17 protein-coding genes are annotated in these 17,876 nt (G+C 67.9%); 10 read left to right on the forward strand and 7 right to left on the reverse strand.

All coding sequences use genetic code 11. The features are described 5' to 3' along the window. Window position 1: 1 nt before the first annotated feature. Window positions 2-3,145 carry an ABC transporter substrate-binding protein gene (locus tag LXT21_RS12580; RefSeq protein WP_254038357.1) on the reverse strand — a complete coding sequence of 1,048 codons (3,144 nt, stop codon included), beginning with the start codon at window positions 3,143-3,145 and terminating at the stop codon, window positions 2-4. Window positions 3,146-3,210: 65 nt separating this feature from the next. Between LXT21_RS12580 and LXT21_RS12585 the strand changes: the two genes are divergently transcribed. Then, a complete protein-coding gene (locus tag LXT21_RS12585) occupies window positions 3,211-4,230 on the forward strand; it encodes a lasso peptide biosynthesis protein (RefSeq protein WP_254038358.1) in 1,020 nt (339 codons plus the stop codon). A 3-nt stretch (window positions 4,231-4,233) separates the two neighbouring features. On the opposite strand, the gene LXT21_RS12590 is transcribed toward LXT21_RS12585, so the two are convergent. Then, entirely contained in the window at window positions 4,234-5,259 is a 1,026-nt protein-coding gene (locus tag LXT21_RS12590; RefSeq protein ID WP_254038359.1) for an arginine N-succinyltransferase, read from the reverse strand. Between the two features lie 347 nt (window positions 5,260-5,606). On the opposite strand from LXT21_RS12590, the gene LXT21_RS12595 reads away from it, so the two are divergent. Continuing rightward, on the forward strand, window positions 5,607-6,578 hold the full coding sequence (locus LXT21_RS12595) for a polysaccharide lyase (RefSeq protein WP_254038360.1): 972 nt from the start codon (window positions 5,607-5,609) through the stop codon (window positions 6,576-6,578). Window positions 6,579-6,630: 52 nt separating this feature from the next. Here LXT21_RS12595 and LXT21_RS12600 read toward each other — a convergent pair whose 3' ends face one another. Then, entirely contained in the window at window positions 6,631-7,383 is a 753-nt protein-coding gene (locus LXT21_RS12600; protein WP_254038361.1) for a hypothetical protein, read from the reverse strand. Between the two features lie 117 nt (window positions 7,384-7,500). On the opposite strand from LXT21_RS12600, the gene LXT21_RS12605 reads away from it, so the two are divergent. The 4 genes from LXT21_RS12605 to LXT21_RS12620 are packed head-to-tail and all read left to right on the forward strand — an operon-like array spanning window position 7,501 to window position 10,893. After that, window positions 7,501-7,959, forward strand: coding sequence for a MarR family winged helix-turn-helix transcriptional regulator (locus tag LXT21_RS12605; RefSeq protein WP_254038362.1), 459 nt, complete (start codon window positions 7,501-7,503; stop codon window positions 7,957-7,959). A gap of 54 nt (window positions 7,960-8,013) precedes the next feature. After that, the gene (locus tag LXT21_RS12610) at window positions 8,014-9,264 is read left to right on the forward strand and encodes a hypothetical protein (protein WP_254038363.1); all 1,251 of its coding nucleotides are present in this window, start codon (window positions 8,014-8,016) and stop codon (window positions 9,262-9,264) included. A 54-nt stretch (window positions 9,265-9,318) separates the two neighbouring features. Beyond that, the gene (locus tag LXT21_RS12615; protein ID WP_254038364.1) at window positions 9,319-10,548 is read left to right on the forward strand and encodes a hypothetical protein; all 1,230 of its coding nucleotides are present in this window, start codon (window positions 9,319-9,321) and stop codon (window positions 10,546-10,548) included. Between the two features lie 18 nt (window positions 10,549-10,566). Then, window positions 10,567-10,893, forward strand: coding sequence for a hypothetical protein (locus LXT21_RS12620; RefSeq protein WP_254038365.1), 327 nt, complete (start codon window positions 10,567-10,569; stop codon window positions 10,891-10,893). 12 nt (window positions 10,894-10,905) lie between these two features. Here the strand turns inward: LXT21_RS12620 and LXT21_RS12625 are convergent, their stop codons facing one another. Then, window positions 10,906-11,850 (reverse strand): haloalkane dehalogenase, encoded by a 945-nt coding sequence (locus LXT21_RS12625; protein ID WP_254038366.1) that lies wholly within the window; start codon window positions 11,848-11,850, stop codon window positions 10,906-10,908. A gap of 67 nt (window positions 11,851-11,917) precedes the next feature. On the opposite strand from LXT21_RS12625, the gene LXT21_RS12630 reads away from it, so the two are divergent. Further along, on the forward strand, window positions 11,918-12,829 hold the full coding sequence (locus LXT21_RS12630; RefSeq protein ID WP_254038367.1) for a LysR family transcriptional regulator: 912 nt from the start codon (window positions 11,918-11,920) through the stop codon (window positions 12,827-12,829). A gap of 62 nt (window positions 12,830-12,891) precedes the next feature. Here the strand turns inward: LXT21_RS12630 and LXT21_RS12635 are convergent, their stop codons facing one another. Further along, complete coding sequence (locus LXT21_RS12635) at window positions 12,892-13,617, reverse strand: hypothetical protein (RefSeq protein WP_254038368.1); 726 nt, start codon at window positions 13,615-13,617, stop codon at window positions 12,892-12,894. Beyond that, the gene (locus tag LXT21_RS12640; RefSeq protein ID WP_254038369.1) at window positions 13,593-13,922 is read right to left on the reverse strand and encodes a hypothetical protein; all 330 of its coding nucleotides are present in this window, start codon (window positions 13,920-13,922) and stop codon (window positions 13,593-13,595) included. The genes LXT21_RS12635 and LXT21_RS12640 overlap by 25 nt, the downstream gene beginning before the upstream one ends. Before the next feature lie 661 nt (window positions 13,923-14,583). Here LXT21_RS12640 and LXT21_RS12645 point away from each other — a divergent pair. From LXT21_RS12645 to LXT21_RS12655, 3 genes are all read left to right on the forward strand, one after another. Continuing rightward, window positions 14,584-14,850 (forward strand): hypothetical protein, encoded by a 267-nt coding sequence (locus tag LXT21_RS12645; protein WP_254038370.1) that lies wholly within the window; start codon window positions 14,584-14,586, stop codon window positions 14,848-14,850. Between the two features lie 181 nt (window positions 14,851-15,031). Beyond that, a complete protein-coding gene (locus LXT21_RS12650; protein WP_254038371.1) occupies window positions 15,032-15,433 on the forward strand; it encodes a hypothetical protein in 402 nt (133 codons plus the stop codon). Window positions 15,434-15,570: 137 nt separating this feature from the next. Continuing rightward, the gene (locus LXT21_RS12655; RefSeq protein ID WP_254038372.1) at window positions 15,571-16,272 is read left to right on the forward strand and encodes a hypothetical protein; all 702 of its coding nucleotides are present in this window, start codon (window positions 15,571-15,573) and stop codon (window positions 16,270-16,272) included. A 56-nt stretch (window positions 16,273-16,328) separates the two neighbouring features. Here the strand turns inward: LXT21_RS12655 and LXT21_RS12660 are convergent, their stop codons facing one another. Beyond that, a complete protein-coding gene (locus LXT21_RS12660) occupies window positions 16,329-17,702 on the reverse strand; it encodes a hypothetical protein (RefSeq protein ID WP_254038373.1) in 1,374 nt (457 codons plus the stop codon). Window positions 17,703-17,876 lie beyond the last annotated feature (174 nt).

Genomic DNA, 17,876 nt, shown 5'->3' on the forward strand with positions numbered 1-17,876 from the left:
GTCACTCCGACGCGTTCGGGTCCACCCAGAGGGTCTCGAAGCGGACCTGGGGCGGCGTCTGGTGCAGCCGCAGTCCCTGCACGGCCGCGGAGGCCGCCGCGTGCACCCGCTCGTGGTACAGCGGGATGAGCGGGCAGTCGTCGCGGAAGAGGTGCTCGGCGCGCACGTAGAGCTGCTGGCGCAGCTCCGGGTCGATGGACACGCGCGCCTCGGAGGTGATGCGGTCCAGCTCCGGGTTGCGGTAGCCCAGCGGGTACACCGTCTGCGCGTTGGAGTTCAGCAGGAAGTAGAGGAACGTGTCCGGGTCCGGGAAGTCCGCCAGCCACAGCGTGCGGAAGGCAGACATCTTCCCGTCGCGCAGCCGCGTCAGGTACTCCTCCGGCGCCAGCTCCACGTGCTCCAACTGCAACAGCCCCGCCTGCAACAGCGGACGGAACAACACCGCGTCCTCGGTCGACGTGTCGCGGCCCACGGGGTGGTGCAGCGTGAGCTTCAGCCGGCGCAGCCCCGCGTCCCGCAACAACTGCTCCGCCAGCGCTACGTCGGGCGTGGGCAGGGGCGCCACCTCGGAGCCCGTCAGCAGCTCTGGCGGCGTCAGCGTGCGCGCCACGCGCGTGCCCGGATGGAACTGCTCCACCAGTCCGATGATGTCCATGCCCGCGCGCAGCGCCCGACGCACCCGCACGTCGTCATAGGGCGGCTCACGCAGGTTGAGCGCCACGAAGGCCGTGGAGGGCGTGGTGCTCGCCAGCACCTGGAGCGACTCCAGACCCGGCACCTCCACGTGCTCCGCGGAGAGGAACGACACCAGGTCCGCCGTGCCCGTGCGCAACCTCGACACCGCCTCCTGCCGTGAATCGACGAGCTGGAACTCCAGCCGGTCCAACAGCGGCGTCCCCGAGCGCCAGTAGGACGGATTGCGCTCCATCACCACGCGCTCCGGCTCCAACGACATGACGCGGAAGGGGCCGGTGCCCACCAGCCGTCCGCTCCCGTCCATCCTCGCCACCGACGTGGCCGTCAGCGCCATCAGGTGCAGGAAGAACGCCTTGGGCTCGCGCAGCCTTATCTCCAGCGTGGCGTCATCCAGCACCTCGATGCCCGTCACCTCGCGCGCCAGTCCCGACGAGAACTCGGGCGCGCCCTCCACGTCCTCGAGCAGGCTGCGGTCCGGCGAGCGCACCGCCGGGTCCAACAGGCGCTCCAGGTGGCGCTTCACGTCGCCCGCCGTCAACAGCGAGCCGTCATGGAACGTGACGCCCTTGCGCAGATAGAAGCGATAGCGGCGCGCGGAGGGGTCCGCGTCCCAGCGCTCGGCCAGGTCTGGCTCCAGCCCTCCGTCCTCCAGTCGCACGAGCCCGGAGAACGAGCACGCGGTGAGCTCGGAGAGCTGGTTCTCCACGCTGAACAGCGGGTCCACCGCCTGCCGGTTCCGCAGTGAGGCGGACTGGTGCAGCACCACGCGCAGCGTGCCGCCGGTGCGAGGTTGGGGCAGGCGGAAGCGGAACACCTCCGTCTCCAGTCCCACCGCCTCGTGGCCTAGCTGGTCCACCGTGCGCGTCAGCCCATCGCCGATGCGGATGACCCGACGCGCGTCCTCGCGCACCTGCGCCACCTCCTCACGGATGGACGAGTCCGCGCGGGTGAGCACCACGTTGGCGGTGCGCAGCTCTTCAATCGCCGCGCTCAGGCGCACCACGGACTCGGACAAGTCCCGCCCCGTGCGCGCCTGGTCCTCGGCCTTCTGCGAGGCGCCATGCCCCACGCGGGCCATCTCCTGCGTCTGGCGCACCAGCTCGCGCGCGTGGCCAGCCTGCTCGATGGCCATGCGCGTGACGTCCTCCACGCGCCGGGCCACGCGGCGGCTCGCCTCGACGACGGTGGCGCCCTGGGCCTCCAGCCGCTGCGTCTCCGTCACCGTGGCCTCCACGGCGCTGAAGGTGCGCTGGGTAATGGTGCGAATCTCCACCAGCGCCTCGGACGCGCGGTCACCCAGCGCGACACCCGCGGTGGCCTGCTCGCGGCCCTCGTGCACCAGCGTGACCGCGGTCATCACCGCGTCGCGGATGCCCGACACCATGGTGGCGATTTCGCGTGTGGAGCGCGTGGTGCGCTCGGCCAGGTTGCGAATCTCGTTGGCTACCACGCCGAAGGGGCGGCCGTGTTCACCGGCCTGCGCGGCGATGATGGCGGCGTTGAGGGCGAGCAGGTTCGTCTGGTCTGCAATCTCCTGGATGACGTCGACGATGCGGCCAATCTCCGCGGAGCGCGAGCCCAGCGTGCCCATCAGCTCCGCGGCCTTCCGGACGGTCTCCTCCACCCGGTACATGCCCTTGACGCTGTCACCCACCAGCACCTCGCCGCGCTCGGCGGTCGCCGTCACGGCCAGGGCCAGCTGGTTCGTCTCGCTGGCGCGCCTGCGCACGGAGTCGATGCCGCCCTCGACCAGCGCGACGAAGTTCTCCGCCTCGGCGGCGAAGCGCGCCAGCTCGTCACCCGAGGAGGCGATGTTGGCCAGCCGCTCGCTCATCGCCTGCATCAGCGCGGTGGTGTGGTTGGCGAAGTCGTTCACCTGCGACAGCGACTCCACCACCTGCTCCAGCCGCTCGGTCATCTCCAGCAGCGCGCCGGTGGTGTCCACCGCGAACACCTCCAGCTGGTGCACGCGCTTGCCCACCACCTGGAGGCTGCCGCCCATGCCGCTGACGGAGTGCAGCGTGCGCTCCACCGCGCCACCCTGGCGCCGCGCGGCCTCCAACAGGCTCAGGGCCTGCTCACTCACCTCGTTGCTGGTGCGGTGCAGGTTCGCCGTCACCCGCTGCACCTGCGACAGCGCGCGGCGCAGCGACAGGATGAGCCGGCGGACGTCCTCGTGCCCCTCGTAGCGGAAGCCGCCCGTGGTGGTGAGGTCGCCCTCGGCCAGCTGGGCCATGACGCGCCGACGCGCCAGCCTGCGCAGCGCCGCCCAGCGGAACCACGACAGGTAGCCGCCCACGATGTAGAGCGTGGGCGTGGCGACGAGCAGCGCCGTCCACGCGGACACGTCCAGCCGCTGACCCGTGAGCTGGAGCACGCCCCCCAGCACGAGCGCGGAGAGCAGACCGGCCGCCAGGCCGAACGCGAAGAGGTACCGTTTGGCGCCCATGGACCCGGGGGAGGGTACTCCGCCTTCTCGCGCCGGTCCTCAAAACGCCGCAGACTCGTCCCCTCGTGTCCATCCTGCTCGCCCTCCTGCTCCTGTCCCTCCCCGCGAACCCCGTCAGTCCGGGCGCGGGCCGGGTCCACCCGCCCGAGGAGACGACCCGCTTCGTCTTCGCCTGGCGCGGGGTGCCGGTGGGGACTGTCACCCTGACGCGGGAGGCGGCGGCCTTCCGGTACGCAAGCCACCACCTGCACACGCGAGGGGAGGACTCGGGCGCGCGTCGACGCACGGCGTTGCTGGAGGTGGACGCCGAGGGCCGGCTCGTCGGCCGCCCGGTGGTCCCCCAGGCCTTGTGGCTGTGGCGCGGGCCTCCCGCCCCGGGCTGCGTGACGGGCCGCGAGGAGCTCTCCGGCCGCGAGGGCCCGCACTGCGTGACAGGCGGAACGGCACCGTGGGTGGAAGGCACGCTCCTGGGGACGCCCTTCAAGGCCCGCTACGACGCGCGTGGCCGCATGGATGTGCTGGAGGTGGGCGAGTCCCGCTTCACCGTGGCGTCACCGGACACGCGGCTGGTGGCGCCTCCGGACTTCTTCGCCCAGGGGCTGCCGGTGGCGGGCGAGCGCGGGGCGTTGACCCTGGTTCCCGCGCTGGAGGTGCCCGCGAGGCTTCCGGGCATGACGCCCTGGAAGGCCCGGGCCGCGAGGGCGCTGGCGGCGCGAGTGCACGCGACCTTCATCGAGAAGGGGCCGAGCGAGGCCGACTGGCGCGAGGGCGGCGAGGGCGAGGCGGGTGGCTGCCTGGCGCACGCGCTGCGCTTCGCGGCTGGAGCACGCAAGCAAGGCGTGAAGGTGGCCCTGGTGCATGGGCTCCTGGTGGTGGACGGCGGGCCCGCGCGGCCGCACGCGTGGGTGCGCGTGGCGCTGGAGGACGGGGGGATGCTGGAGCTGGACCCCACGTCGATGGACCCGGTGCGCGCGGACACGCACCTGCCCGTGGCGCTGGCGGATGCACAGGGCCCGGCGCTGGAGGCGGGCACTCGCTGGCTGGCCCTCCTGCGCGGAGACCACCGCGTGGTGCGACAGCCGTGAGCGCTACTCGAACGGGATGACGGACAGCTTCGCGCCGGTGCTCGCGCCCAGAATCTCCTTGGCGCGCGCGGGCAGGTAGGCCACCTGGTTGTCCAGCCGGGCGTGGCAGCGCACCGAGCGGAAGCGGTTGCGGCCCGACTCGCGCTCGAAGGCGACCAGGACGTCATCCCCCTCCAGCTCGAAGTCCTCGGCCGCAAGCTTCACCGTGCGGTACTTGCGCACCAGCGACACGTCGCCCGTGTCGGCCTCGAAGTGGGGCCCCCCGTCGAACGGGTCGATGCGCTCCACGTACCGGAAGCCCACGCGCTCCAGCATGCGCTGCACGCCGCGCGTCTGCGGCCCCACCTCGCCGAGCACCTTCTGCACCCGGTCCGGGAAGAGCGACGCGTAGATGTCCGACGCGGGGAACAGCTCCTTGATGAACTCCTTGTTCTGCCGGCTGAGGCGGTCCGCCTCCAGGTACGTCAGGCCGGTGAACTTCTTGCCGCACGCCTCCCACAAGAGGCTGCGCCCGTCCGGGAGCAGCGGCGGGAGCAGCTCCGCCAGCACCCGGGGACGGAAGATGCGCCGGTGCATGGCGATGAACAGGAAGCGCACGTAGGACAGCTGCTTGCCGGGCTTGTCCGGCGTGGCGCGGTAGGGCGGGTCCACCACGAGCCCGCCGATTTCGGTGGGGCCCTCGTAGTTGTAGGCGATGGACAGCACCTTGTGCCGCAGGTGGCGCTCCAGGGACGCGGAGTAGTGCTCCCGCTCGCTCACCTCGTAGTAGATGTGCGGCGCCTCGTACGTGCCGTGCTGGGCGATGATCATCGACGTGCCGATGATGAGCCCGTTGCGCATGTCCTCCAGCACGAAGAGGTACTCGCGCTCGAAGGGGTTCTTCACCTTGCCGGCGAAGCTCTTCACCGACTTGTCGATGATGCTCTCGAGCGTCTCCTCGTTGTTCGGCAGGTTCACCGTGTTGAGCACGGCGGCGAGCCGCTTGAGGCCGGCCAGGTCGCTCTTCTGGACGTCACGCAGGACAAGCATGGTTGCACCCGGGACGCTGCCGGAAGGGAGCGCCGGAAGGGGTGGGGACCATACACGACACCACCTCCCAACGGTCAGCCCACGGCTCCTTGTTTCTTCACGTGACGCACTGAGTCATAAGCTGAACTCACCGATTCAGCCGGGGGGCGCGGCCGGTCCGCTCGCCGAAACATTTATCAGACATCCAGTCCCCTGCCCGGATGCTCGCTCTGTTGTCAGGCGAGAGGGAAGATTTTGCCGGGGGAATGAAACACGGAATCGTTTCGGCTACGGTCTGTCGAAGGTTGGCTTTCAAACCTTCGCAAGGACATGTGCCATTGAGAGTCTTTGTCCCTGGATTGCTGGCGATGTTCCTGCTCCCTGGCCTGGCGGCGGGGGAGGTCATCTGGCGGGGTGACTTCGAGACGGGCAACCGCTCGCAGTACACGCGCGAGCAGATGGTCAGCTCGGACCGCCTGTTGGTGGTGACCAACCCCGTGGCCGAGGGGAAGTACGCGCTCAAGGTCACCGTGAAGCAGGGCGATGACCCCATCAACTCCAGTGGCAACCGCAACGAGCTGGTGTACCTGGGCAAGGAGAAGGAGGGCTCGGAGTACTACTACCGCTGGAAGGTGATGTTCGCGCCGGACTTCCCCAGCGTGGACACGTGGCAGCTCTTCACGCAGTGGCACCATGACGGCTGCTGCGGCTCGCCTCCGCTGGAGTTCTACGTGCGCGGCGAGGAGATGCGCATGTCGCTCAACTCCGACTCCACGATTCCGTGGCGAGGCAAGCTCGTGCGAGGCGTCTGGCACGAGTTCATCCTGCACGTGAAGTGGTCCGCGAAGGCGAGCACGGGCTTCGTGGAGCTCTGGCACAACAAGGAGAAGGTGCTCGCCAAGCGCGCCGCCGCGACGATGTACGCGGGGCAGAACAACTACTTGAAGCTGGGCTTGTACCGCAGCGACACCGTGCGGCCGGTGGGCGTGCTGTACCACGATGGTTTCATCCAGGCGACGACGCTCGCGGACGTGCTGCCCACGACGCCCACGCCCGACGCGGGCACGCCCGTGGACGCGGGCACGCCGGACTCGGGCACGCCAGAGGTGGACGCGGGGACGGTGGATGCGGGGACTCCCACCGTGGACGCGGGGACGCCCGCTGCGGATGCCGGCACCCGCCCGGACGAGTCACCGGGCGGCGTGATTCCTCCCGGCGGGCTGTCTCCGAGCGGTGACGACGAGGAGGCCGTGGGCTGCAACAGCTCGGGCGGTCCGCTCGCGGGGATGGCGCTGCTCGGGTTGATGGGGCTCATCGGCGCGCGTCGTCGGCGCTCCTGAGCCCGCGTGGCTTGCGTGAAGGACTCGGGAGTGCGATTCCCGAGTCCCTCGCTCACAGCTCCTGGGCCTGCTCGCGCTTCTTCTCCAGGTCCTCGAACCCGGTGGCGCGCTTGCTCAGGTGCGGCTCGAGGAAGCGGCTCACGTAGTCGAGCGTGAGCCTGCTGACGTCGGGCTGCTGCCAGCCGGTGAGCTGGAGCTTCGTCTCCGCGTCCTTCCACGACTTCTCCACGACATAGTCGGACTGGGCCGCGAGCGCCTCGAGGCGGACCTTGTTCTCGTAGGCGAGGTCGTCCGCGGTGGTGCGGGAGCGTCGGGTGCCCTCACCGAGGCTGCGGTTCAAGGACTCCGCGGAGCGAAGGCGCGCCTCCGCTTCCTCGACGGTGTCTCTACGCGAGGTGGGGTCGCCGTACTTCATGGACAAGAGCTCCGAGAGCGCGTCGAAGTCCTCACGCAGGGGCGCGCCCGTGTCGAAGCGCAGCGACACGGCGGCCAGCTTGTTCAGCGTGAACCGGAAGTCCACCGTCGCCGGGCGGTCGGTGACGCGGGTGGCGATGCGCAAGTCACCTTCCGACGACGTCGTCCGGGCCTCGGGGTAGAGCGCGCGGACCTCGTCGGGAGACATGCCCCACCGCGTCTCCTGGAACCCGTGCTTGCCGCGGTAGTTCGCCAGCTCCTCGGCGGCGAAGGCGCTGTTGGATTCACGGATGGCCTCCCGGCGTTCGAGCAGCGCTTGCTGTCGGGCGGAGGCTCCACAGGCGGTGGCCAACAGGCACAGAGGGAGAAGTCCGGCGAGGGGACGAAGCATCTCAGGCTCCTGGGGGCGGGGATTCAGCTCCCTGGACGACCGGGGTCTCCGGAAATTCATGCGAGCCGGGTGACAGCTCTTTTGACAGGGCACTGTCAATCGGACAGCCTGTGGGGCATGGCGAAATACACGACGGCCGGGTCGGCCTTCACGGACCTGGTGCTCGAAATCTTCCAGAACAACGGCCTGCTGCTGGCGGCGGGGGACCGGTTGGCGGCGCCGTCGGGGCTGACGAGCGCGCGGTGGCAGGTGTTGGGCGTGGTGGACCACGAGCCGGCGCCGGTGGCGAACGTGGCGCGGGCCATCGGGTTGACGCGGCAGAGCGTGCAGCAGACGGCGGACGCGTTGGAGGCGGAGGGGTTCATCGAGTACGAGGAGAACCCGCACCACCGCCGGGCCAAGTTGATGCGATTGACGCCCAAGGGGCGCGAGCGGCTGCGCGAGGTGGAGGCCCGACAGCTCGCGTGGGCCAACAAGCTGGGCGGCAAGCTGACCGCGGCGTCCTTGAAGACGGTGGTGGGCACGCTGCGCGAGGTGCGTGAGGCGCTGGAACAGGATGCGCCCACGAGCCCGTGAGCGCTGATGCGCACGCAGTGTGAATAAGACATGTCGGCGTGCGTCATCAGGCGCATGCACGACATCTTGCGCAGCACGGTGCTCACCGCACTGTTGGCCACGTCCGCGACGGCGTGGGCCGAGACCTCCGTCTCTCCCGAAATCACGGTGTCCCCGGTGCCGTTGATTGCCCTGGCTCCGGGTCGGGTTGTCTACGTCGACTCGGAGGGCTCGCGGAATCTCGCGGAGTGCGAGCAGGTGGAGGAGCGCAAGTGGTTGGCGGGTCCCGACAAGGGGACGCGGTTCCAGGAGAAGCAGCCGTGCTCGCTCTGGGCGCTGGCCGTGCATCCGACGACGGGACGCTGGGCGATGGCGCTCTCCGTCGAAGGGGACGAGGGGACGCAGCGCTTCGTGAGCATGACGCTCGCGGGGCGGAAGCTCGAGGTGCCCCGGGACAAGTCGGGGCGCGCGAAGGAGGGCTCCTTCATCGTGATGGGGGACCTGAACGGGGTCGTGGCGGTGACGCCGGGCATCCCCGGGCAGTGGACCAGCAATGGCGTCAGCCACATGCAGTTCCCGGAGCAGTTCACGGCCGATGGCTCTCGGGTGCTCGTCGCGACGGGGACGGTGACGACATCGGACTGGTGGAGCTGGAGCTTCGGGCCGAAGCCCGAGGGCATCCACGTGTTGCCGGTGCACCAGACGGACACCGCGGGCAGCGTCGTGCTCATGGGCGAGTCGCGCACGGTACTGCGTCATGACAAGGGAGGTGTTCGCATCGCCACGATGGACCCCACGGGCACGAAGCCGTGGAAGCTGGGGCCGCCGCTGAAGCAGAAGCGCAAGGGGATGCTGTCGCCCATGGTGATAGGGGACACGATGATCTTCTATCGCGAGGGGACGCAGGACGAGGGCGGCAACTGCGAGGGCGCGGACTCGGCCACCTATCGCCGTGTGGACCTGCGCACGGGTCAGGAGCGCATCTGGAAGACCCATGACACCTACTGCAGCAGCTACGAACTCACGGCGGGGAGCCCGCGGCGCAAGTCGGTGTTCTTCATCGAGAGCAACTACTTCGAGCGGAAGCTCTCCCAGTTGTACGAGTACTCGGTGGAACGGGATGAGGTCCGGGTGACGAAGGCCGAGGGCTTCGAGGGCGCGCACGACATCAGCGGGGATGGTCGGACGCTGCTGCTCTTCGACCAGGGGCGCTCGGTCGCCGTGTTCGATGCCGATACGGATGAGTACGTCTGGCTCAAGGGCTTGGGTCGAATCACCGACGCGGGGCTGTTGGAGGGGACGGCGCGGGACATCGAGCGTCCGTGAGGGCTGAGACGCACGCGAGGTGAATAGAGAATGCCCGCGTGCGTCATCAGGTGCATGCACGACATCCTGCGCAGCACAGTGCTCACCGCACTGTTGGCCACGTCCGCGACGGCGTGGGCCGAATCGTCTCCGTCTCCCGAAGCCACGGTCTCCCCGGTGCCATTGATTGCCCTGGCTCCTGGCCGGGTCGTCTACGTCGACTCAGGGGGCTCGCGGAATCTCGCTGAGTGCGAGTACGTGGAGGAGAGCAAGTGGCTGGCGGGACCCGAGAAGGGGACGCGGTTCCAGGAGAAGGAGCCGTGCTTGCTCAGGGCGCTGGCGGTGCATCCGTCCACGGGCCGTTGGGCGATGGCGCTCGCCGTTGATGGCGACGAGGGGACGCAGCGCTTCGTGAGCATGACGCTCGCGGGGCGGAGGCTCGAGGTGCCCCGGGACAAGTCGGGGCGCGCGAAGGAGGGCTCCTTCATCGTGATGGGGGACATGAACGGGGTCGTGGCGGTGACGCCGGGCATCCCCGGGCAGTGGACCAGCAATGGCGTCAGCCACATGCAGTTCCCGGAGCAGTTCACGGCCGATGGCTCTCGCGTGCTCGTCGCGACGGGGACGGTGACGACGTCGGACTGGTGGAGCTGGAGCTTCGGGCCGAAGCCCGAGGGCATCCACGTGTTGCCCGTGCACCAGACGGACAAGGCGGGCAATGAGGTGCTGCCGGGCGAGTCGCGCACGGTGCTGCGTCATGACAAGGGCGGTGTTCGCATCGCGACGATGGACCCCACGGGCACGAAGCCGTGGAAGCTGGGGCCGCCGCTGAAGCAGAAGCGCAAGGGGATGCTGTCGCCCATGGTGATAGGGGACACGATGGTCTTCTATCGCGAGGGGACGCAGGACGAGGGCGGCAACTGCGAGGGCGCGGACTCGGCCACCTATCGCCGTGTGGACTTGCGCACGGGTCAGGAGCGCATCTGGAAGACCCATGACACCTACTGCAGCGGCTACGAACTCACGGCGGGGAGCCCGCGGCGCAAGTCGGTGTTCTTCATCGAGAGCAACTACTTCGAGCGGAAGCTCTCCCAGCTGTATGAGTACTCGGTGGAGCGGGATGAGGTCCGGGTGACGAAGGCCGAGGGCTTCGTGGGCGCGCACGACATCAGCGGGGACGGTCGGACGCTGCTGCTCTTCGACCAGGGACGCTCGGTCGCCGTGTTCGATGCCGATACGGATGAGTACGTCTGGCTCAAGGGCTTGGGTCGAATCACCGACGCGGGGCTGTTGGACCTGCGCTGATGTGAGAAGGTGCGGGCGGTGGGAACCTCGAGAGATTTCCCGGCCGCCCCTGACATGGAGGCGCTGGTCGGCTGTGCGCGACAGATGGCGGTGCGGATTGGCGCCGAGGGCGTGTCGGACGCGGAGCTGGCCCAGGTCATCCAACGCGTCCTGTTCGGTGAGAAGGACGGCTGGGCCTGTGCGGTGGAGGGCCTGCTGACCCGGACGGAGGCCGCGAACCTCGTCCTGGCGCATCTCGAGTCCTGGCTCGTGGACCGCACGGGCTGGGATTGGGATGCGCCCTTGCCGTGGGGTCGGGACACGTTCGTGGCGGAGGCCGAGCAGGCCCTGTTCGGCGCACGGTGAGCGGAGACGGGTCTACCAGCCCTGGCGGTCGAGCCAGCTTCGGAGTGCTTTGGCGATGTCCTCGGGCACGTCCTCCGGCGCGTGGTGTCCCGCCGGGCTGAGGGGGACGATTTCGAGGCGCGGGAACTGGGTGCGTGCCCACTCGATGGTCTTCGGCGCGCTGAGGCTGCCGCCCTCGAAGGTCAAGAGGAGCGCGGGCTTCCCGGTGGGCTGAGTGAGCCAGGTGTCGTAGTGCTCGATGACGGCGGCGACATCGGCGGGGCTGCCGTCGATGGGAATCTCGCGGGGCCACTGGAGCATGGGACGTCGTGACGCGGCGTCGGGGTAGGGCGCGTAGTAGGCCGCCCGGGCGCTGTCGGTGAGGCCCGTCTTGACGCCGTTGCTGAGCGAGCGCTCCAGGAACTCGTTCTGTTCGAGCACCATCTGCTCGCCGACGCCGGGCGTGCGCAGCGCGCGGAACAGCTTCTCGCCCTGCGGTGGCCATTCGCTCCAGTGCATGGGACGCAGGAAGGTCTCGAAGACCACGACGCCGCGCACGCGGTCCGGGTGTCGTGAGGCCCAGTCGAGGGCGAGCACTCCGCCCCAGTCGTAGCCGACGAGCACGACGTCGCGCAGGCCGAGCGCGTCGAACCAGGCGTCGAGGTAGCGCGCATGGTCTGCGTACCGGTAGGCGATGTCGGGCTTGCCGGAGCTCCCCATGCCGATGAGGTCGGGCGCGAGGCAACGGCCCCGGTCCGCGAGTCGAGGCGTCACGTTGCGCCAGACGTACGAGGACGTGGGGTTGCCGTGCAGGAACACGATGGGCGAGCCGGTGCCCTCTTCGCGGTAGGAGATGAAGGAGTCGAGGACGGGGAGTTGATAGGGGGCGGGCATGGGCGTGGGGTGGGGGATGACGGGTGAGGAGACGTGGCACGCGATGAGCGCGCCGGTGGCGAGCCAGCCGAGCAGTCTGTGCATGGCCCCAATATGTGCCCGGAACGTCCTCGCTGGCCGTGATGGTTCGTGAGCAGTAACCTCACCGGCAATGAGTATTCAAATCGGGGCCATCGACCTCAACCTGCTCCTGGTTCTCCACACCGTGCTCGCCGAGCGCAGCGTGGTCCGGGCGTCGGAGCGGCTCCATGTCACGCCGTCGGCCATCAGCAACAGCCTGGCGCGGCTGCGTGCGTTGCTTGGAGACCCGCTGGTGACGCGCAAGGGGCGGGGCATCGTGCCGACGCCGAGGGCGCTCGCGCTGGCTCCGGCGATTGGTCGCGGGCTGCGGGAGATGGAGCAGGCGCTCCATGAGGTTCCGTTCGAGCCGGGGCGGTGCACGCAGACCTTCACGTTGGCGGTCGCGGACGCGGGACAGCTCACGTGGGTGCCGCGCATCGCGACGCTGATGCGGCGGGAGATGCCGGACGCGCGGCTCTCCGTGGTGGGCATCGACTCGCTCGTGTCACTGGGGGATTTGGGGTCGGGGCAGGTGGACCTGCACCTGGGGCTCGCGGGGAAGGGGACGGGGCTGCATGTCGAGCCGTTGCTGATGGAGCGCACGGTGCTGGTGGCGCGTCGAGGGCATCCGATGCTGGGCAAGCGTCTGTCCGCGCGGGCGCTGGGAGGGCTCCAGCATGTCCGGGTGGAGATGGTGCCTGGGAAGAGCTTCCGGGACGCGGTGGGGGCGGCGTACGCGCGGGCGGGGATTGAACGGGAGGTGGTGATGTCGGTGCCGTCGTTCACGGCGGCGGCGGCGGTGGTCGCCACGACGGACCTGGTCGCGACGCTGCCGGAGTCACTGGTGAGTGAGAAGGGGGCCCGGTTCTCGGTGCAGGCGGTCGATGCGCCGACTCCACCGCACACGGTGCGAATCTCGATGTGCTGGCACGAGCGGACCCATGTGGACCCGGCGGCGCGCTACTTCCGCGAGCTGGTACGGCGAGGTGTCGTGGCGGCATGAGATGCGACTGGGTTGCATGGCGATGGACTCGACCGAAGCCTGTCCAACTCGCCGGCTCCGTCCTACGGAATCCCCAGTGCCATTTTCATCTCGCGATTGCGCTCCTTGGCACGTTTGACTGCGATGAGGAGGTCAGTCGGGTCGGGCGGAACAGCCATCCACGAGAAGAATCGAGCACCGCTTCCCCCGTCGCTCGGGTCAATGGAACCCACCACGACGGTTCCGTACTTGAATGCCTCCGCCCAGGGGCTGCAGGCATCCATCGTGAAGCGCTGGATGGTGGCATCCTTTGCCTCCGTCCAAGCAATGCAGGGGAACTCCGAGCAGTCGACGGCGATGACGTCCAGCCCCATCCCGCACTCCTTCGCCGCCTGGATGGCAACCTTCTCGAACCCTTTCGGAGTGAACTGTTCGGGGGCGTTCTGCGGGAAGGCCAATGGTTGATTCGAGCCTGCCCCCGGGCTGGCCGCGCGGAATGTCCCTGCCTCTCGCGGTGCGATGCGCACCGGCGTGGATGCGCCACCATCCGGGGAGCTTTCCCGGACCCTCTGCAACTCTCGCTGGAGCTCAGTGATGCGCTGGCGAAGCTGGACGTTCTTCAGCTCCTCGTCCTGTAGCAGGCGATGGGCTTGCTCTGTGGGCGCCACGGGAGGTGGAGGCGATGTAGGCGCCGCGGCGACGACAGTTTCGGGGCGACTCCGGCCGGCGAAGCCCACTCCCAGCGCGAAGCCCATGGCAAGGACGAAGCCGAGCACCGCCCCCATCATGAGCCACCTGCGACGCTCCATCGGAACCCTCCTTGTGAAGAGATGGTGAATTTGACAGGCTTTGCGTTGGTGCCAAAGAAACCCTCTGGAACCTCGACCCCTGGCCGAATGCTGACGGACTCGCCCTTTTTCAGGGAGGCACTCTTCAGTTCGCGCACGGAGTCCCCTTCTTGAAGTCCAATGGAGACCTTCACGGTCTTGTCCGATTGACGCTCCACACGAACGACCAGCGGACCCTTCCAGGCCGTGCGTCGCCATGGTATGACTTCACCGTTCGCTTGCTTGATATCCAATACGCCGGCGGCATCCTCCAGCCTGAGCGCCACCAAGTGCGGTGCACACCACTCGAGCGTCGAACCTGGGGGGCATTCTGGCGCCGTCGAAGGAGGCACAGCGCCAGAAAGAAGGAAGCCCGTCAAGAGAAGCACGGATGGCATGCGGAATACGCTATCTCATCCCGATGCTCATTAGAAGCGCTGGCGGACCGGCATCGCATGGCAGGTGGCGAGGCGCGAGGAACGCTACGAGCAACCGCCGCAAGTGGTGCCACAAATCTCGACGCAATAGCCGCAGGCCGTCGTCGACCCACAGGTGATGCAACAATTCACAGGTGGATTTGCCAATGCATCCTGGGGACTGGTCGCCGCCCCTAGAATGCCTCCTGCAAGGATTCCGGTGACAAGCATGGTGATGCGAAGCATTTTGTCTGGGCCTTTGTGAATGGGTCGGATGTGCGTGCCGAGGAGTGTTCGGGTGTCGGCGATGGTTGGGATGTTCTATGTCGCTAGTACCCTGACAGGCGTGAGCGAGTCTTTGGACGTGGTTCTGGCCGACCCTTCGGCGTGGACTCGGTGCGCGTGGTAGAGAGCGGGAATGGAGTCGTTGGCGGCGACGTGTCCTCTTCATCCCGAGCGCCTTGCGGACGGGACGTGCAGTCGATGTGGCACCTTCCTGTGTGAGGGCTGCCGCAGGTGGCAGGTGGGGAGGATGCTGTGCCTTCGCTGCCACAAGGTGGCGCTGGGAGAGAAGCCGTCCAAGCGGGCGACGCTCGCGGTCATCTTCGCCACGCTGGGGTTCTGCGGATTCGTCCCGGGGCTCGTGGGGCTGGTGCTGGGTTACCAGGAACTGGCGGCCATCCGCGCGGGTACGTCGCCAGGGTCGGGTGAGGGCTGGGCGGTGCTGGCGCGCAACGTGGGGTGGTTCCATCTGGCGGTGATGGTTGTCATTGGCGTCGGGTTGATGCTCCAGGACTGAGGGGATTCTGTCGGGGTGCGTGTACTCTTTGCGGTGAGGCCGATGGACTCCCTAGAGTCCGAGGGTCGACGTCTTTTGACGCATCAAGTGGGGGCATGAATGGGTACTAGGAAGTTCGCGCTGGAGGCAGGTGGTCCCCAGCGTCTCGAGTTCGAGTGAGGGATGTTCTGGAGGAGCTCCGTTGCCCGGGTCGTCGACGGACCCCGAGCAGCAGATCAAGACCGCGGCCTACATGCTGTACTTCCTGGCGGGTCTGAACACGTTGCTGGGCGTCATCGCCATGCTGACGGCGAGCGAGGAGATGGATGCGCTCGGACTGGGCATCGGCTCCATCGTCTTCGGCGCGCTGGTGGCGGTGTTCGGCTTCTTCACCTATCGCGCCACCAGGTTCGAGCCCATCCTCGCGGTGCTGCTGTACATCGGCGACACCGTGGTGACGTTGATGGACGCCGGTGGCAAGCCGAACGTCTTCGGGTTCATCGTCCGCGTGTACATCATCGTCACGCTGGTCAAGGCCGCGCAGGCGGCGGGTGAGCTGAAGCGGCGGGAGCAAGAGAACGCCGGCGTGTCACTCCAGCCCTGAGGCTGGAGGCATGCGGGCCATTGTGCATGCCGCAATGGCCCGGTCTCGGGTGTTGGAGAGGATGGGGTCGTTGCCACCCTCTGTTGTCGCTCTTCGAAACGAGCCATGCTCCTCCAGCCTTTGGGTTGGAGGGGACCATGGCGATACCCGTGCTGAAAGTGCTGCAGTTGGTCGACGGCAAAGGGCTGCGAACCCTGGCTGCGTTGCGGAAACTGAGTGACCGCCGCGCGGACACGGAACTGAGGCAGGCGCTGGCCACATCCTACAAAGACTCGCTCCAACAGCTGATTCTCGACCTCGATCGCGAGGCGCTCTATCGGTTGTTGCGTCGCCCATTCCGGTGGAAGGACCGGCGCTATTTCTCGCCGGATATTGGCAGCTACACGCAGGCTCAGATGGTGAGCTTTGCCCGGACGATTTTCATGCAGGGCGAAGTTCCCGTGGAGTTCGGAAAAGAGTCCATGAACTCCGAGCTCAATCTGGACGAGCATTTCGTGCGCCCCGTGGCGAAAGCAAGCGCTGCTCTCAAGACTGCGGCGTCGAAGGGACTGGAGTCGGACGAAGAGGTGGGCCGCACGGTGGTCGCGCCATCGGTGGGTTATCTCATCGGGCTCTCGCACGACTGGAGCCGGCCGCGCATCGTCAGCGCTGTTCTTCGCGGGCTCGGAATGGAGGTGCCGGAGCGCTTGCGAACCTCCCGCTTCCAGGAGGCCGTGCGCAAGCTGGTGGACCTGGGCATCGAGATGTCCGATGCGGATTCCGGCAAGGTCCTGACCCACAAGGACCCCTCGCCAGGAGTCGATGGAAAGGTGCGGCTGCGCAAGATTGCGCGGCCTTGATACTGGGAGCAGGAGCGCGAGTCGTCGGATGGATGTGACGACTCGCGCCGTGGGACTCAGCGCTGTCCCGACTCCAGGCCCGGGCGGTCGTCGAAGAGCTGGACCCAGCGGCCGTCGAAGCCGCCGTTCGCGGGCAGGTACCATGCCCCCGGTAACCAGAAGCCCTGCTCCACTCCGTCCGTCGAGTCCGTGAAGCCCGCGTGCACGAAGTAGTCGTGCTGCCACCAGAACGAGGACGGTGACGTCGTGTATCCACTCGCGCTCGCCCGCGTCCTCCCCCGTGAGTCCACCGCCGTGCTCGCGTAGGCGTTGTCGTGGAAGGCGTTGGAGCCGCCGCCCCCGAAGTCGGAGGCGCTGTCGTTCATCTCGAACGTCCCGACGAACCACTTCTTCGCGATGTAGCCCTCGCGGTCATCGTCGTTCTCCACGTCGCGTGTCTTGGGGAAGAAGCGCTGCATGCCCGCGCTCACCTCCGTGGCGCCTCCCTCGTTCACCAACGCGCTCTCCAGGTAGAAGTCGATGGGCCCCGTGTCCAACCAGTGTGTCGCGTAGCCGCCGTGCTGCCAGTGCGTGGGCAGGATGTCCGCCAGGTCCTGGAGCTCATACGTGACGCGCTTCACGTTGGGCCAGGTGATGGTCTTCCCGTTGTCGTAGCGGCTCGCCAGCGAGTCCGCCGTCGCGTACGTGAGCGCCCTCGCTCCGAACGCCGCCACCGCGTCCGCCGAACCCTCCGGCACGAAGGCGTAGTGCACGTTCTTCCGCCCGCCATCGTTGTTCACCCCCGCCTCTGCCTTGCCCGCGCTCGCCATCCGCCCCGCGAAGAACGCATACGCGTCCGTCACGAAGCGCAGCTCCTGCCCGTGCGCCGCCGCGAGCTTGTCCGACCACTCCGCCTGCCAGACGAGCAGGTGCTTGCCCGTCGCCGTCTGCATGAAGTTCAGGTCCACGTGTCCCGCACGGCGCACCACGTTGCGCTTGTGCTGCGTCACCACCGCGTACGCCACGGACTCCCCACTGCCCGGCGCGCCCACCACGTTCGTGACGAGCATCTCCACCCGCTCCCAGTCGTGGAGCTGGTAGTCCCCGGCCGCGTTCTTATCGAGCGCGTGATACACGTGGTAGATGAGCTTCAGGCTCTTGGCCCCAGCCATGAACTCGATGAGCGACGTGTAGAGCGTTGGACGGATGCGCCAGGCGTCATACGCGCTCGGCCCCGTGCGCGAGGCATCCACGTACTGGGGGATGCGCTTCCAGTTCAGCTTGTTGTTGGAGAAGTTCCCGTCCCGGTCGAAGTCGAAGCTCGTCACCCAGTCGTAGCCGTGCCGCCCGTCGTTCCCGTTGCCCCGCTTGAGCAGGATGGGCGCGTAGTACTGGAGGAACGCCTGCCGCTGCTCGGTCGTGAGTGTCCACGCCTGCGCTTGGGCACTCATGGGCCAGCACATGGCGGCGAAGGTCAGGGCCAGCACGCCGTACAGGCCAAGCCGTGAGAACCGGGGAGCACGTCTCGTGATGTCTGGGGTCATTTCCCCAGCAAATCACGGCCTTCTCTCTCAAAATTAGAAAAGCTGGAATAAGTCGCCTTCTCGAAAGGGACGGCCCTGGAT

The sequence above is a fragment of the Myxococcus guangdongensis genome (assembly GCF_024198255.1).
Lineage (GTDB): Bacteria > Myxococcota > Myxococcia > Myxococcales > Myxococcaceae > Myxococcus > Myxococcus guangdongensis.